Genomic DNA, 15501 nt, shown 5'->3' with positions numbered 1-15501 from the left:
AAAGCCTGCCCAAAAACAACAACACCCGCCGCGGGAGGAGGTGCGGCGGGTGTCGTTTTTGGGGCCGATCCTCGGGAGGAGGTGGGGATCGGCCGTATTCGCCATTGCCGGGGAGGAGGTCGGCTTTGACGAAATTCTTTTCGCCGGATCGAGGGAGGCGAAATCCCTGGAAGACGACCTGCGTTCACTTTGAAGACGAACTAGCGTTCGCTTCGGAAAGACGAACTGCGTTCGCTTTGGAAAACAGCGCCCGCCGCGGGAGGAGGAGCGGCGGGCGCCGTTTTGGTGGTCAACCCTCGGGAGGAGGTGAAGGCTGACCGTATCCGTCAGGGTCGGGGAGGAGGTCGACCCTGGCGAAATTCCGGCTAGATCGTCGCCCTGCGGGCGATGATCTTGATCTCGTCACGGACGATGCCGAGATCATGGAGCTGACGGTTCGAAAGGCGACCCAGCTCGGTAACGGTGTCGCGGTAAACGCGCCAGTTACGATAGTTGCGGATCAGGTTCATTGTCGTTCTCTTTTTCAAAACTGGTTCGGACCATTTGCGATCCGAAGAGGATTAGACCGCCTTGCGGGCGACGTAGTGGATGTCGCTGCGGCTGATGCCGAGGTCGGTCAGTTCACGGTTCGACAGGCGGCTCAGCTCGGAGACGGTGTCCCGGTAGCGGCGCCAGTTGCGGTAGTTGCGGATCAGGTTCATGGTAGTGCTCGTTTCGTCTTTCTTCGGATCATTCCGTTTGTGTACGAACAGTAAATAGGCCGGGTAATATCGATTTAAAAGTGCTGTTGGCGCATGGCAGCAATGCAAATTGTGCAATGCAACATTAACGCGCGTTCACGGCTTCGTCATGAAGAAACCCGAATCGGAAAATGACGTCGCGTCAACGACTTGAGCGGATCGGCTGTCAGAAAGACCAATCTGGGGGAGAAGCGGCATGGCGAGCTATTCGTCGCGGGCGAGGGCCGATATCGGGCGGTGGCTGCAGGCTGGCCTGATCGACGCGAAGACGGCCGATGCGCTTAAGCGCGACATCGACGCAAACGAGCGCAAATCGCTGAGCTTCGGCACTATATTGGCCATGATGGCGGCGCTGCTGTTCGGCGCCGCGATCCTGCTCTTCGTCGCCGCCAACTGGGACGCCATCCCGCGGCTGGTGCGGGTTGCGGCACTGTTTGCCGTCATTCTCGCCGGCTATGTCGGCGGCGCGGTGTTGAAGATGCGCGACCATGCGGCGATCGGCGAGGCGCTGTGGATCGTGGCCGCCGCGGCCTTCGGCGGATCGATCGCGCTGATCGGCCAGATGTACCATCTCACGGGTGACGAAGCCTCGGCCATCGTCACCTGGGGCATCGGCACGGCATTTGCCGCGGTGGCGTTGCGCTCGAACCCGCTGACGGTCGCTGCCGTCGGCATATCCGTTGCCTGGCTGTTCGTGCGCGCATTCGACTTTTATGACCGCCCCGTATTTCCGGATTTCTTCGTTATCATGGCGCCGGTGCTTTTTGTCGTCTCGTTGTGGACGCGCAGCCAGCCGGCACGCCACCTGATCATTCTCTCGGTCATTTTCTATATCGCGGTGCGCGGCCTGGACCAGAACACGCTCGCCCTGGCTATTCCTCTCGTCGTGGTGTCGGCGCTGCTGTTTGCGGTTTCGATCTTCGCCGCCGGGCCGGCCGACCGGACCTTGCAGCTCGGCGGGCGGCTGCCTTTGCACGCCTTGATCGGCTTTCTCACCGGGCTGGCGATGATGCAGATCGAACTGGGCGATGACAACGCCTTCAGCAACGGCTTTGCCATTGCATCGGTCATCGCACTGGCCGGCATTGCCGCGGCGATCATGCTGGGCGGGCGCGAGAGCAGGGGGCTGCGCTGGGTTGCCTATGCCGGCTTTGCCTTCGAGCTCGCCATTATCTATGTCGTGACCTTGCAGACGATGCTCGGCACGGCCGGCTTCTTCCTGGCTGCCGCAGTGCTGTTCGGCATCCTGGCTCTCGTCATCATCCGTGTGGAAAAACGCATGAAGGCCCCGGAAGGAGCGGCAGCATGATGTCGGGAAAGAAACTTGTCATCTCGGCGCTGGTCCTGGCGCTCGTCCAGATCGGCTTCCTGAGCTGGATCATCGCCGGCCGCGCGGCGATCCTGCGCAACGGCAAGGAAGTCTTGCTGAAAGTCGAGCCGGTCGATCCGCGCGATCTGCTGCGCGGCGACTATATTATCCTCGGCTATGAAATTTCGCGCTTGCCGGTGAAGCTGATCGCCAACATCCCGGCCGGCCAGCTCGTGAGCGAGAACACGCCGATCGTGGTCCGGCTGAAGCCGGGTGCCGACGGCTATTGGCATGCGACCACGGCCTGGTTCGGCAAGGCTCCGACGCCGGCGACCGCCGACGAAGCCGATATTGTCGGCCAGGTCGCGCCGGGCTGGACGCTTGATCCTGAATCCACGATCGCACCGCAATACGGCATCGACCGCTTCTACCTACCTGAGGGCCAGGGCATGGCGATCCAGAACGACATGCGGGTGCGGCCATTCGGCGTGCGCATCGCGCTCGCCGCCAGTGGCCAGGCACAGATCAAGGCGCTGATGGACGGCGACAAGACATTGTTTGAGGAACCGCTCTACTAGAAGACATTACCCAGGGCATGGATTTCGGCAACGATCGATCGCTTCGCCCTCATGCAAACCAGACGGGCGAAGACAATGCCGATTACGGTGACGACGCGCGAAGACATCAATCTCGATGCCGTTTTGCGCGTCGCCTGGAGAAACGACACGGTCGAAATCGGCGACAAGGCCTTGCAACGCATTGCCGAATGCCGCGCCTCGTTCCTGAAACTCATTGAGTCCGATCCGCCGCCGGTCATCTACGGCGTCACCACCGCGATGGGCGAGCTGGCAAGCCGCAAGCTCGAACTTGACGAGCGCGACCGCCATGCGCGCATCAAAGCGTATGCCGCCGCCACATCCTTCGGGGAGCCGTTGCCCGAGCGCGTGGTCCGGGCGATCGTGCTGGCACGGCTGACCAATTTCATCGAAGGCAACGCCGCCACCACGCCGCGCCTCGCACGGGCGGTCGCGGCGATGCTCGACGGCGGCCCGATGCCGGTGGTGCCGTCGCAAGGGCAGGGTGGCGCCGGCGAGATCCTGGCGCTCTATCCGCTGTTTGCCGCGCTTACCGCTGGTCTGGAGCTCGAAGTGAAGGAGCGGGGCTCGCTGATCAACGGCTCGCCCTGCGCTGCCGCCCTTGTGGCGGACGCAGCACTTGCCGCACGCCGTCGCGTCGCGATGGCGCACAAGGTGTTCGCGCTGTCGATCGAAGCCTTTCGTGCGCCGCTCGAGCATTATGATGCCGCGCTCGACGGGCTGTGGGGCGACGCGCACGAAGCGGCCGCCTTGCAAGGGTTGCGGCAATACCTGGTTGGCGCCGGCGACGGCCGGCGCAACTATCAGGCGCCGGTCAGCTACCGCATCGTGCCGCGCGTGCTCGGCCATGCGCACCGGGCGCTGACCGGCGCCGAGCAGGCGGCGACCGTGTCGCTGGCCTCGATCTCGGACAATCCGGTCTATATCCCGCCCGACGATGCGCATCCGCTGGGACGCTGCATCTCCACCGGCGGCTACCACAATGCCATGGCGACACCGGCATTGGACGATCTGGCGGCGATCTGGGCCGATCTCTGCCTGCTTTGCGACCGGCACGCCTCAAAGCTGCTGAACGGCAAGGTGTCGCTGCTGCCCGACCTGTTGATGACCGGGCGGCATTGGGCCGACAGCGATGGCCATGGCAATGTCGGCTATGTCCCGATGGCGATCACCGGTTATCTCGAACAGGCCAAGCTTGCGGCGCAGCGCACCTTCATCCCGGGAACCGAATCGGCCGGCGCCGGCCAGGACGACGTCGCCACGACGGCATTCTTCGCCTGGACCAAGGAGGCGACCGCCGGCCGCTGCCTCGACGCGGCAATGGCGATGCTGGCCATGATCGCCTCGCAGGCGCTGCACGTCACTGAACGCGCCGCGCCGCCGGCATTGCAGGATTTTGTCGCGGATATCAGGAAGATCGTGCCGCCGGTCGACGCCGACCGGGTGCTGGGGCCGGAGCTGGCGAAATTGGCGGAGTGGTTTACCGGTCAAGTGTTTGAAGTGTAGGCCGTCGCCGCCAGTCCTCCTACGCCACGGCTTCGTAGGACACCCTTCGCTTTATCAAGCTCCTGGGTGGCCTGCCACCCGAAGCTCGATAGAGTGAAGGGTGGTGCGGATGAAGGGACTCGAACCCCCACGCCTTTCGGCACTGGAACCTAAATCCAGGGCGTCTACCAGTTCCGCCACATCCGCATTTGTCGGCAATCCCATGTAGCCATCATTCTGTCAATGTCGGGGCGAAAATGTCTGCCGTTGGGGCGGTCATTCGCTGCAACGCGAAGATGGTTGAAAATTGGCCTCGCCTGTGACAAAAGGCGTGTCAAATGTGACGGGACGCGCCGATCCGCTTCTGCAGAATGTGATAAGAAGTAGGAAAAACAAGAACTTATTCACATCTTGGAACGCAGTTTGGAACAATTTGAGCCGTAATTTCGGTCAAATCGCCAGGTTCCGTACCAAAAGCCATTCCCGGCAAGATTGTACCGGCAGGCTGTGAACGGCAAGACGCCGTGGCAGCCTCTTTGGTGAAGATAAAGGTTTTACGATGCAGGTCACCGAAACGCTCAACTCCGGTCTCAAGCGCGAGATCAAGATCACCGTGCCGGCCGGTGATATGGAAGCCAAGCTGATGGCGCGGCTGTCCGACGCCAGGAACAAGGTCCGCATCAACGGCTTCCGTCCCGGCAAGGTGCCTGTGCAGCATTTGCGCAAGGTCTACGGCAAGTCGTTCATGGCCGAAGTGGTCAACGAAATCCTCAACGATTCGACCCGTTCGATCATCACGGGGCGCGGCGAAAAGGCCGCCATGCAGCCTGAAGTGATCATGACGGAAGACGAGAAAGAGGCCGAGAAGATCCTGGCCGGCGGCGCCGACTTCGAATTCCGCCTCAACTACGAGGTCATCCCGGCGATCGAGATCAAGGATTTCTCCGACATCAAGGTGACGCGCCAGGTATTCGAAGTGCCGGACAGCGAGATCGACGAGCAGGTCCAGCGCGTTGCCGAATCGGCGCGAAGCTTCGAGCCGAAGACCGGCAAGGCCGCCGAAGGCGACCGCGTTTTGATCGACTATCTCGGCAAGATCGACGGCGAGGCCTTTTCCGGCGGCGCCGGCACCGACCAGCCGCTGGTTCTGGGTTCCAAGGAATTCATCCCGGGCTTCGAGGACCAGCTGATCGGCGCCAAGGCCGGCGACGAGAAGCAGGTCACGGTCACTTTCCCGGAAAACTACCAGGCAGCGCATCTGGCCGGCAAGGAAGCCACCTTCGACGTCACCGTCAAGGAAGTGTCCAAGCCCGGCGCGCTGGAAATCAACGACGAGATGGCCAAGAACCTCGGCCTGGAATCGCTGGAGCGCCTGCGCGACGTGGTGCGCGGCCAGATCGAGAACCAGTTCGGTTCGATGACCCGCCAGAAGGTCAAGCGCCAGCTGCTCGACCAGCTTGACGCGGCCTATTCGTTCGAGGCGCCGTCGAAGCTCGTCGATGCCGAGTTCAACAACATCTGGACCCAGGTTAACCGCGATCTCGAAGCCGCCGGCCGTACCTTCGCCGACGAGGAGACGACGGAAGAAGAGGCACGCGCCGAATATCTGCGGCTTGCCGAGCGCCGCGTGCGCCTCGGCCTGGTTTTGGCCGAGATCGGCGAGAAGGCCGGCGTCACCGTTTCCGATGAGGAACTGCAGCGCGGTCTGTTCGAGCAGGTGCGCCGCTACCCGGCCAATCAGCAGCAGGAGGCCTTCGAGTTCTATCGCAGCAATCCGGAAGCCCTGAACACGCTGCGCGCGCCGATGTTCGAGGAGAAGGTCGTCGACCATCTGCTCAGCCAGATCTCTGTCACCGACGTCAAGGTCAGCAAGGAAGAGCTGATGGCTGATGACGAAGAGGGCGATACCGCCAAGGCCAAGCCGGCGAAGAAGGCCGCTGCCAAGAAGGCCGACAAGGCTGAAAAGGCCGACGACGCGGAAGAGCCGAAGAAGAAAGCAGCCCCGAAGAAGAAGGCCGCCAAGGACGCCGAATAAGCGTCTGACGACAAGATCAGAAAAGGCCGCCCTCGAGGCGGCCTTTTTCGTTGTGGCGGATGTGCCTTGAGCCACCGCAGCCCACCTGAACCTTTGTACGGTCGACCTGTTCTACCTACCGGCCAGATTCTGTGGTACACAAGTGCCGCAATTCCATCTGGGGAGGAGCGGAGAATCTATTCTGCCGTGCAGGGCGCATGCTGGTGCTACCGGCATGTGCAGACCGTCTCAGGCAAATTTGACGATCAGGGAGGAATGCCATGCGCTTGGTTGCGTTTTTCGCCGTCGTTTCCGTTGCAACTTTCATCGCCAATCCATCGCGGGCACAGGACGCCGCGGCGGGCGAGAAGGTCTTCACCAAATGCAAGGTCTGCCACGTCGCAGACCAAGACACCAACAAGATAGGCCCTTCGTTGCATGGCGTTATCGGCCGGACGGCCGGCACGCATCCGGATTTTAAATATTCCGAAGCCATGATCGCGGCCGGCACATCCGGCGTCAAATGGGATGAGCCGACACTGACGACGTATCTTCACGACCCCAAGGCAATGGTCAAAGGGACGAAGATGGCGTTTCCCGGCCTCAAGAAGGACGAGGACGTCGCCAACGTCATCGCCTATCTGAAGCAATTTTCCCCGTAACCTGGCTCTTTGGCCGGCCAGAGCGTTTCACCGTTTCACGGAAACGGCGATCCGCTCGACCTCTTTGTTCTTACGCAATTCCGGACGGAAAACCGCATACACTTTTCCTGGAATTGCTCTAGGCTGCCCGGTTTCCATCGATGGTCGTCTCAAATGTCGGTCAAGGAAAGCCTCAAGGATACCGGCGTCCGCCTCTCGGAAGCGACGGCCAGTGATTTCTTTGCGCTCTTGAAGCCTCGGGTCATGGCCCTTGCCGTCTTTACCGCCTTCGTCGGTCTGATGGTGGCGCCCGGCGCGATGAACCCGGTCATCGCCGTGATCGCCATAGGTGCGATTGCGGTTGGAGCGGGAGCGGCCGGCGCGCTCAACATGTGGTACGACGCCGACATCGACGCGCTGATGTCGCGCACGTCAAAGCGGCCGGTTCCGTCGGGCCGCGTCACGGCCGGCGAAGCGCTCGGCTTCGGCCTGGTGCTTTCCGCACTTTCGGTCATGACGCTCGGCGTGCTGGTGGGCTGGCTTGCCGCGTCACTGCTGGCCTTCACAATCTTTTTCTACGTCGTCATCTATACGATGTGGCTGAAGCGCTCGACGCCGCAGAACATCGTCATCGGCGGCGCAGCGGGTGCCCTTCCTCCGATGATCGGCTGGGCGGCGGCCACCGGCGCCATCGGCATTGAAAGCCTGATCCTGTTCCTGATCATTTTCCTGTGGACGCCGCCGCATTTCTGGGCGCTCGCACTGTTCAAGGCCGGCGACTATGCCGCTGCCGGCATCCCGATGATGCCGAACGTGGCCGGCCAGGCCTCGACCAGAAGGCAGATCTTCGCCTATTCACTGCTTCTGGCACCGATCGGAGTGCTGCCCTGGGCGTTCGAATTTACGAGCGGGGTCTATGGGATTGTTTCGGCTGCGTTCGGCGCGGGTTTCATCTGGCATGCCTGGAACGCCCTGGTCATCCTCGACAAGGAGATGAAGCCGGCCAAGGCGCTGTTTGCCTATTCGATCTTCTATCTTTTCGCGATCTTTGCCGTGCTGCTTGCCGACACCATCGCAATGCGCGCGTTCATGTCAGCCGGAGGGTGACGGCATGACGCTGTGTTCGGAAACCTCGCCTTCCGGGAGCCTTTTGTAAGAACGGGCGACAAGCTCCAGTCAATGGAGTATATTGATTGCGGTGCAGGTCGCGGTTCGCGTGGCCAGTCATGCAGAACGGCAGCACCGTGAAACCGCGACCTTGCCGGACCTGGTCTGGAGGAACGGGCATGACAAGTTTTCACGTGATTGCAGGCGCCAGCGAAACGCTGGAACACACCAAAATCCGAAAAATCAGCGTTTCCGATCTATTCGATGCGCTCAAGCGCGGTGTTGACGATTTTATGGTCAAACCGTCGCACATCGTCTTTCTCTGCCTGATCTATCCGCTTGTCGGCGTGGTGCTCGCTGCCTGGACTTCGGGTGCCAATGCGTTGCCGATGTTGTTTCCGCTGGTGTCCGGCTTTGCGCTTATCGGTCCATTCGCGGCGATCGGCCTTTACGAGATCAGCCGCAGACGAGAAGCCGGGCTCGACACCTCCTGGACGCACGCGTTCGAGGTCAGGAATTCTCCGGCCCTGCCAGCCATCGCCGCAGTCGGGATCATGCTGGTTGCAATCTTCATCGCCTGGCTTTTGGCGGCGCAGGTGTTCTACGAATATCTCTTCGGCCCGGCTCCGCCTGCATCGATTTCGGGCTTCATCAATGAAATATTTGCCACCGGACGCGGCTGGTCTCTGATTGTCCTGGGGCACGCCATCGGCTTCGTCTTCGCCGCGGTGGTGTTGTGCACGACGGTTGTCGCCTTCCCATTGCTGCTCGACCGCGACGTCGGCGCCTACGAAGCCATCCACACGTCGGTGCGAGCGGTGCTGGCGAACCCGATCCCCATGGCTGTCTGGGGACTGATTGTCGCCGTCGCCCTGATCATAGGCTCGCTGCCGGTGTTTGCCGGGCTGGCGGTCGTGCTGCCGATCCTGGGTCACGCCACCTGGCATGTCTACCGCAAGGTTGTGGAGCTGCCATCGTCCCCGACGCGGGTAGGCCTCTGACCCTGCAGATCAGCTGATGGGAAGCTTCATCTCCGGTCTTTGACCGGAGATGAAGACTGTGCGTCAGGGCCCCGGTCCGAAGAAGGACAACCGGGTGAGAAGCGTGTAGTCCGCTTCGAAGAGCATCATCGCCACGAACACCAATATCAGAAGTGGCGGCAGGATGATCGCATAGGTCAGGGCCAGCCGCTCCCAGGCCATGTGCATGAACACGGCGACGATCAGCCCGGCCTTGAGGATCATGAAGATCAGGATCAGAGACCATCTGAGATAGCCGTGGATGCCGAGATAATCGACCATGTAGGAGCAGGCGCTGAGGATGAACAGCCATGCCCAGACCACCAGATAGAGCTTGATCGGATGTTCCTGATGAACCTCCGCGACGCCGGTCGATGGCCCTTCATGCGCATGATCAGAGTGCAGCGCGTGTTGCCCGAGGCCGTTTGCGGTTGCTTCAGCCATGTCAGCCTCTCACCAAAGATAGAAGAATGCGAAAATGAACACCCAGACCAGGTCGACGAAATGCCAGTAGAGCCCCATGATTTCGACGTTCTCGTAGCGACCCCTGCGGCTGGTGAAGAAGCCGGGACGACCGACGTCGTAGTCTCCACGCCAGACCTTTCGCGCCACGATGATGAGGAAGATCACCCCGATCGTCACATGCGTGCCGTGGAAGCCGGTGATCATGAAGAAAGTCGAGCCGAATTGTGCCGCGCCCCAGGGATTGCCCCACGGCCGTACCCCTTCGGTGATCAACTTGGTCCATTCGAAGGCTTGCATGCCGACGAAGGTGGCTCCTAGCGCTGCCGTCAGAAGCATGAGGATTGCGGTTTTGCGGCGGTCGCGGCGATAGCCGAAATTGACCGCCATGGCCATCGTTCCGCTGCTCGATATCAGCACGAAGGTCATGATGGCAATCAGGATCAGTGGAATGTCCGAACCGCCGATGCGAAGCGCAAAGACCTCGCTCGGATTGGGCCACGGCACACGTGTGGAGACGCGCGCGGTCATGTAGGAGAGCAGGAAGCAGCCGAAGATGAAGGTGTCGCTGAGCAGGAAGATCCACATCATGGCCTTGCCCCAGGACACGTTCTTGAACGCGCGCTGATCCGAGGACCAGTCGGCGGCGATGCCTTGCCAGCCTGCGGGCCGCGTCTCCGTTTGGCCGGTATGCGTCAGTGTCGTTTCTGCCATGCTCCTCGACCTCCTAGGTCAGCAACTGCCGGCAAATATCGATGAACGTCGCGGCCCAGCCGGCTAAAAGAGCGAAGATGGCGAGCCAGACGAAAAGCAGGAAATGCCAGTACATGGCGCACAATTCGACGCTGAGGCGAAGCCGTTCCGGCCGTGCCCCGTTCCAGGCGCCGGCGGTTGTCCTGCCCAGGCCCACCAGCCCTCCCACGATATGCAGGCCGTGCATCCCGGTTATCAGGTAGAAAAAACTGTTGGCCGGATTGGAGGCCAGAAAATAGCCATCGGCGGTCAGGTCCCGCCATGCCATGAGCTGCCCGATGAGGAAGGCGATCGCGGTGAGCCCAGCCGCGGCAAGGCCGAGCCTGACCGTGTCCATCTGGCGCTTGCGCGCCGCGATCGAGGCGCATTGCAGCGCAACGCTGCTCAGCACCAGCATGCCGGTGTTGAGCCAGAGCAGGCGTGGGATGGGCAGCGGCTGCCAGTCCGACAGCGCCATACGCATGAAGTAGGCGCTGGTGAACAGCGCAAACAGGCAGCCGACCACGGCGAGGAAGACACCGAGGCCAATCTTGGCGGTCGGCAGGCTCGATCGGTCGAAGGCGACAAAATCTCCTGCCACACCTTGCTCGAGCCATGGTTTCGCCATCAGACGCTGATGCGAGAGCCACCAGCCGGCAAAGCCGGCGATCACGAGAAGGAAGACCAGGATGACGCTCATGCCGGCTCCCTGGAGGGGCCGAACGTGCCCGGCATGTTTTGCGGAATGAAGTCCTCCTTGGCGCCCGGCACGCTGTAGTCATAGGCCCAGCGATAGACAATCGGCAGATCCTTGCCGAAATTGCCATGCGCCGGTGGCGTCTGCGGCGTTTGCCATTCGAGTGTCGTGGCTCGCCATGGATTGCCACCGGCCTCGCGCCCATGGCGGATGCTCCAGATAAGATTGAACAGGAAAACGATCTGGGCGAAGCCGACGATAAACGCCATGATGCTGATGAACGAGTTCAGGTGATGCGCCGACTCCGTCATGACCGTCACGTCGGTCAGTTCGGCATAGCGCCGCGGCACGCCCATCAGGCCGATGTAATGCATGGGAAAGAAGATCAGGTAGGCGCCGAGAAATGTGACCCAGAAATGGAACCGGCCGAGCGTCTCGTTCAGCATCCGGCCGGTGACCTTCGGGTACCAGTGGTAGATCGCGCCGAAGATGACGACGATCGGAGCAACACCCATGACCATATGGAAGTGAGCGACGACGAACATCGTGTCCGACAGCGGGACGTCGACGACGACGTTGCCGAGAAACAGCCCGGTCAACCCGCCATTGACGAAGGTGACGATGAAAGCCATGGCAAACAGCATCGGTATGGTGAGATGGATGTCGCCCCGCCACAGCGTCAGCACCCAATTGTAGACCTTGATCGCCGTCGGGATGGCGATGATCAGTGTCGTGGTGGCGAAGAAGAAGCCGAAATAGGGGTGCATGCCGCTGACATACATGTGGTGCGCCCAGACCACGAAGCTCAGCGCGCCGATGCCAACGATGGCCCAGACCATCATCCGGTAGCCAAAAATGTTCTTGCGCGCATGCGTGCTGATCAGATCGGAGACGATGCCGAAGGCCGGCAGCGCCACGATGTAGACTTCCGGGTGGCCGAAGAACCAGAACAGATGCTGGAACAGGATCGGGCTGCCGCCATTGTGCTGTAGCTGTTCCCCCATCTCGACGACCGCGGGCATGAAAAAGGAGGTTCCAAGCGCGCGGTCAAGCAGCATCATCACGCAGGCGACGAACAGCGCCGGAAAGGCGAGCAGCGCCATGACGGTGGCGGTGAAGATGCCCCAGACGGTCAGCGGCAGGCGCATCATCGTCATGCCGCGCGTGCGGGCCTGCAGCACCGTCACGACATAGTTCAGACCGCCCATGGTGAAGCCGATGATGAACAGGATCAGCGAGACGAGCATCAGGATGATGCCCCATTCCTGGCCGCCAGGTGTGCCGGTCATGATGGCTTGCGGCGGATAGAGCGTCCAGCCGGCGCCGGTCGGTCCGCCGGGCGCAAAGAAGCTCGACACCAGCACCAGCACGGCAAGGAGGTAGATCCAGTAGCTCAACATGTTGACATAGGGAAAGACCATGTCGCGGGCTCCGACCATCAGCGGGATCAGGTAGTTGCCGAAGCCGCCGAGGAAGAGTGCCGTGAGCAGGTAGATCACCATGATCATGCCGTGCATGGTGATGAACTGGTAGTAGGCCTCGGGGGTGATGAAATCGAACGTGCCGGGGAAGCCGAGCTGCAGCCGCATCAGCCAGGACAGCACCAGCGCGACCAGGCCGATGGCCGTTGCGGTCGCCGAATACTGGATGGCGATGACCTTGGCGTCCTGCGAGAACACATACTTCGTCCACCAGCTGTGCGGATGGTAAAGCTCCATTTCCGCGACTTCGGCGGGCGGGACGGCATCTGCAGGCGTGATATCGACCATAGGCGGAGCACCTCCGTGCCCTTCAGCGGGACCCGACAGTTTCGAGTTTTGCCGCAACTTCTAGAGCTGACGCCGTCGCGTTGCCCGGCGCCTGTTCCACCGAGCCCGTCTGCTGCGGCGCCGACAACTGCGCGAACGTCTGCTGCTGGTCGAGCCAGGCCACATAGTCCTGCTCGGTATCGACCATGACGATGCCATGCATCATCGGATGCCCCTGGCCGCACAGTTCGGCGCACAGAACCTGGAAGGTCCCGGTCTTGGTGGGGGTGAACCAGAAATAGGTGACCGAGCCCGGTATCATGTCCATCTTGGCGCGGAATTCCGGAACGTAGAAATCGTGCAACACATCGATCGAGCGCAGCAGCATCTTGACCGGCTTGCCGACCGGCAGATGCAGGTCGGCCGCTTCGACCACGACGTCGTCCTGGCCGCTGGGATCCTTGGCGATCACGCCCAGCGGATTTTCAGCGGTGACGTCGCGGGTGTCGGATGTGCCGAGTTTGCCGTCCTTGCCGGGCAAGCGGAAACTCCACTGCCATTGCTGGCCGACGACTTCGACCACGGTTGCGTCGCTTGGAACATTGACGAACCGGCTCCAGACAAACAGGCCGGGAACCAGCATGGCGGTAACACCCACTCCGGTGACGATCGTCAGCCACCATTCGAGCCGCTTGTTCTCCGGTTCGTAGGCCGCCTGGTTGCCTTCGCGGTGACGGAAGCGGAAGACGCAATAGGCCATGAATAGGACGACCGCGGCGAAGACGACGCCGGTGATCCAAAAGGTGATGATGATGGTGTTGTCGATATAGTCCCAATTCGAGGCAATCGGAGTCCACCACCATGGGCTCAGGAAGTGGAACAACACCGAGCCCACGACGATCAAAACGAGTACAACCACTATGGGCATGTCCCGTTCCTCCCGGTATTTCAGGGGGCGCGAAGCCGTCCCGGGAAAATACCAAGTGCATCATGCGTGATTTGCGATCGAAATTCTAGAGCCGGTTGTGGAAGGAGCGAAAAATTGCTTCTGCGGCGCCGGACCTTGCTTCGTTGGTGACGCCGGAGCGACACCCGACCCCCCAAATCAGGGAGGGCAGGGGCTGGTTTGATTCGGCTTGCCTTGTTCCAGCGGGATCAAAGCGCCTTGATGATGATGCAGCCGGCCAAAAGCAGCACGACGCCGGCGAGCCGCATGCCGGAGACAAGCCGCTGCGGCAGGCGGAACAAGCCGAAGGTGTCGACTAAGATGCCGGCGACCTGCTGGCCGGCCACCGTCAGGCTGACGGCAGCTGCCGCTCCGATGACGGGGATGGCAGTGAACACGGTCGTGACATAGGTGGCGCCGGCAAAACCTCCGAGCCAGCCCCACCAGGGCATCGACGACAGGCCGGCGAGGCGAGGGCGGGGCGTCTTCGTCAGGGCAAGCGTGATCAGAAGCACCGCGGCCATGGCCAGCATCGCCACCAGGAACGAGATGGTGCCGACCGCAAATGGCGCGCCGCCAAGGTCGTGCCGAAGCAAGGCGTTTACAGCGCCTTGCACCGGAAGCACGGCGCCTGCCAGCAGCGCCAGTCCGATCCAGCCGAGTTTCGAGGGCGCCAGATTGTCCGCCGCGCCCTTCTGTCCCAGAACGATGAGGGCAGCACCGGCAAGCACGACCAGCATGCCAAAGGCAGGCCCGGCTCGCAGTCCTGCTTCGGGGATCCCGAGCCAGCCGAACGTGTCGAGGGCGAAGGATGCAAGCATCTGCCCGGCGATGAAGAGCCCGACGGACACGACGGCGCCAAGGCGAGGGAACACAAGAATGGTCGAAACGACGTAGAAGGCCGAAGCCATGCCGCCGATCGCATGCCACCATTCGGCTTGCCGAACGGCAAGCAGAGCCGGTGTCGTTCCGGTGAGGGCCGTGATCGACAACAGCACGATGGCGCCGACCGCGAGCTGAAGCGTGGTCGCGGCAAAGGGTGAGCCGACCGCCTTTGAAAGTTGGGCATTGGCGCCGGCTTGCACCGCAAGCAGGCCACCGGCGACAAGCGCCAGAGGGATGAAGAGGATTTCCACGATCGTATTCCTTGAATGCGAGGTGCGGCGGCTAGGGCATGATCCCAAAAAGTGGGTGCCGGTTTTTGGAAAAGATCATGCTACAACAAAGGGTTAGGTCATGATGAGATTTCAACCAAATCTCATCATGATCTAAGCGGCAGCCGATGCTTCGGGCAGGGCGGGAACGGCAATGCCTCTGACAACTGCGGAGCGTCGGCCTATGGCGGCATACCAACGCGCCAGGTCTGACGCGTCATCGAGGCTGAGGCCGAGCCTGGTGACGGCCGCGTTGATCCATGGCCATGTCATCACATCGGCGATGCCGTAGCTTTTGCCGACAATGTGCTCATGGTGCTTTAGCCGGCTATCGAGAACGCGGAAGACACGTCCGGTTTCGCGCTCAAAACGCTCGATCACGTAAGGGATTTTTGCCAGCGCGAAGATTTTGTAATTCCACAATTGGCCAAGCGTCGGGCCGACATGGGCCGCCTGGAACAAGGTCCAGGTCAGCGTATCGTCCGCCTCCTGCGCGCCCACCGGCTGAAGCTTGCCCGACCGTCGCGCCAGGTAGTGTAGGATGGCGCCGGATTCGAAGACCGTGCGGCCGGCGTCCCGGTCGACGATCACCGGGATCTTGTTGTTGGGATTGAGCGCCAGGAAATCAGGCTTGGTCTGGTCGCCCCTTTCGATGTCGACCAAGCGGACCGAGTAGGGCAGGCCGACCTCTTCCAGCATGATCGAGGCCTTGTGCCCGTTGGGTGTCTGGCAGGTGTAGAGTTCTATCGGCGTCATGGCTCTTCTCCGCGACCGTTCTTTCGTCGTCGGACTCCATATGGCGTGCGTGCATGCGCAGATCGACATGCCGATTCGCCCGCTTGCTCTGCGTT

The 15501-nt window shown here is 61.5% G+C and carries 16 protein-coding genes and 1 tRNA gene; 7 read left to right on the top strand and 10 right to left on the bottom strand.

All coding sequences use genetic code 11. The features are described 5' to 3' along the window. Positions 1-365: 365 nt before the first annotated feature. Together NKI31_RS03035 and NKI31_RS03030 are read right to left on the bottom strand one after the other, a co-directional pair. Complete coding sequence (locus NKI31_RS03035; RefSeq protein WP_023667673.1) at positions 366-509, bottom strand: DUF1127 domain-containing protein; 144 nt, start codon at positions 507-509, stop codon at positions 366-368. A 51-nt stretch (positions 510-560) separates the two neighbouring features. Further along, entirely contained in the window at positions 561-701 is a 141-nt protein-coding gene (locus NKI31_RS03030) for a DUF1127 domain-containing protein (RefSeq protein WP_006335194.1), read from the bottom strand. A 235-nt stretch (positions 702-936) separates the two neighbouring features. Between NKI31_RS03030 and NKI31_RS03025 the strand changes: the two genes are divergently transcribed. The 3 genes from NKI31_RS03025 to NKI31_RS03015 all read left to right on the top strand — a co-directional run bounded on the left by NKI31_RS03025 (position 937) and on the right by NKI31_RS03015 (position 4151). Continuing rightward, positions 937-2049 carry a DUF2157 domain-containing protein gene (locus NKI31_RS03025; protein WP_023716238.1) on the top strand — a complete coding sequence of 371 codons (1113 nt, stop codon included), beginning with the start codon at positions 937-939 and terminating at the stop codon, positions 2047-2049. Beyond that, the gene (locus NKI31_RS03020) at positions 2046-2627 is read left to right on the top strand and encodes a GDYXXLXY domain-containing protein (RefSeq protein ID WP_023697610.1); all 582 of its coding nucleotides are present in this window, start codon (positions 2046-2048) and stop codon (positions 2625-2627) included. The genes NKI31_RS03025 and NKI31_RS03020 overlap by 4 nt, the downstream gene beginning before the upstream one ends. 75 nt (positions 2628-2702) lie before the next feature. Beyond that, positions 2703-4151 carry an aromatic amino acid lyase gene (locus NKI31_RS03015; RefSeq protein ID WP_023716237.1) on the top strand — a complete coding sequence of 483 codons (1449 nt, stop codon included), beginning with the start codon at positions 2703-2705 and terminating at the stop codon, positions 4149-4151. Between the two features lie 101 nt (positions 4152-4252). On the opposite strand, the gene NKI31_RS03010 is transcribed toward NKI31_RS03015, so the two are convergent. Further along, positions 4253-4337: transfer RNA gene (locus tag NKI31_RS03010), tRNA-Leu, on the bottom strand. Between the two features lie 352 nt (positions 4338-4689). Between NKI31_RS03010 and tig the strand changes: the two genes are divergently transcribed. From tig to NKI31_RS02990, 4 genes are all read left to right on the top strand, one after another. Beyond that, positions 4690-6165: a trigger factor gene (gene tig / locus NKI31_RS03005; protein WP_023697608.1), complete on the top strand. Its 1476-nt coding sequence runs from the start codon at positions 4690-4692 to the stop codon at positions 6163-6165. A gap of 260 nt (positions 6166-6425) precedes the next feature. Beyond that, the gene (locus NKI31_RS03000; RefSeq protein WP_023667668.1) at positions 6426-6806 is read left to right on the top strand and encodes a c-type cytochrome; all 381 of its coding nucleotides are present in this window, start codon (positions 6426-6428) and stop codon (positions 6804-6806) included. Between the two features lie 153 nt (positions 6807-6959). Further along, positions 6960-7892, top strand: a complete 933-nt coding sequence (locus NKI31_RS02995; protein ID WP_352650329.1) for a heme o synthase — start codon at positions 6960-6962, stop codon at positions 7890-7892. A gap of 179 nt (positions 7893-8071) precedes the next feature. Further along, positions 8072-8893: a DUF2189 domain-containing protein gene (locus tag NKI31_RS02990; protein WP_352650327.1), complete on the top strand. Its 822-nt coding sequence runs from the start codon at positions 8072-8074 to the stop codon at positions 8891-8893. Positions 8894-8956: 63 nt separating this feature from the next. Here the strand turns inward: NKI31_RS02990 and NKI31_RS02985 are convergent, their stop codons facing one another. From NKI31_RS02985 to NKI31_RS02955, 7 genes are all read right to left on the bottom strand, one after another. After that, complete coding sequence (locus tag NKI31_RS02985) at positions 8957-9355, bottom strand: cytochrome C oxidase subunit IV family protein (RefSeq protein ID WP_023667665.1); 399 nt, start codon at positions 9353-9355, stop codon at positions 8957-8959. A 9-nt stretch (positions 9356-9364) separates the two neighbouring features. Continuing rightward, a complete protein-coding gene (locus tag NKI31_RS02980) occupies positions 9365-10087 on the bottom strand; it encodes a heme-copper oxidase subunit III family protein (RefSeq protein WP_023667664.1) in 723 nt (240 codons plus the stop codon). 13 nt (positions 10088-10100) lie between these two features. Further along, positions 10101-10805, bottom strand: coding sequence for a cytochrome c oxidase subunit 3 (locus tag NKI31_RS02975; protein WP_023688233.1), 705 nt, complete (start codon positions 10803-10805; stop codon positions 10101-10103). Then, a complete protein-coding gene (ctaD, locus tag NKI31_RS02970) occupies positions 10802-12571 on the bottom strand; it encodes a cytochrome c oxidase subunit I (RefSeq protein WP_023681631.1) in 1770 nt (589 codons plus the stop codon). The genes NKI31_RS02975 and ctaD overlap by 4 nt, the downstream gene beginning before the upstream one ends. Before the next feature lie 22 nt (positions 12572-12593). Next, positions 12594-13478, bottom strand: a complete 885-nt coding sequence (locus NKI31_RS02965; protein WP_023667661.1) for a cytochrome c oxidase subunit II — start codon at positions 13476-13478, stop codon at positions 12594-12596. A gap of 227 nt (positions 13479-13705) precedes the next feature. Beyond that, on the bottom strand, positions 13706-14632 hold the full coding sequence (locus NKI31_RS02960) for a DMT family transporter (RefSeq protein ID WP_352650324.1): 927 nt from the start codon (positions 14630-14632) through the stop codon (positions 13706-13708). Positions 14633-14764: 132 nt separating this feature from the next. Then, positions 14765-15406 (bottom strand): glutathione S-transferase family protein, encoded by a 642-nt coding sequence (locus NKI31_RS02955; RefSeq protein WP_352650322.1) that lies wholly within the window; start codon positions 15404-15406, stop codon positions 14765-14767. Positions 15407-15501: the final 95 nt, after the last annotated feature.

Origin of the sequence: Mesorhizobium sp. M0659, from assembly GCF_040320605.1 — a bacterium.
Classification (GTDB): Bacteria; Pseudomonadota; Alphaproteobacteria; order Rhizobiales; family Rhizobiaceae; genus Mesorhizobium.
The sequence above is the reverse complement of the archived record's forward strand: the minus strand, read 5'-3'. Positions and strand labels throughout refer to the sequence as shown.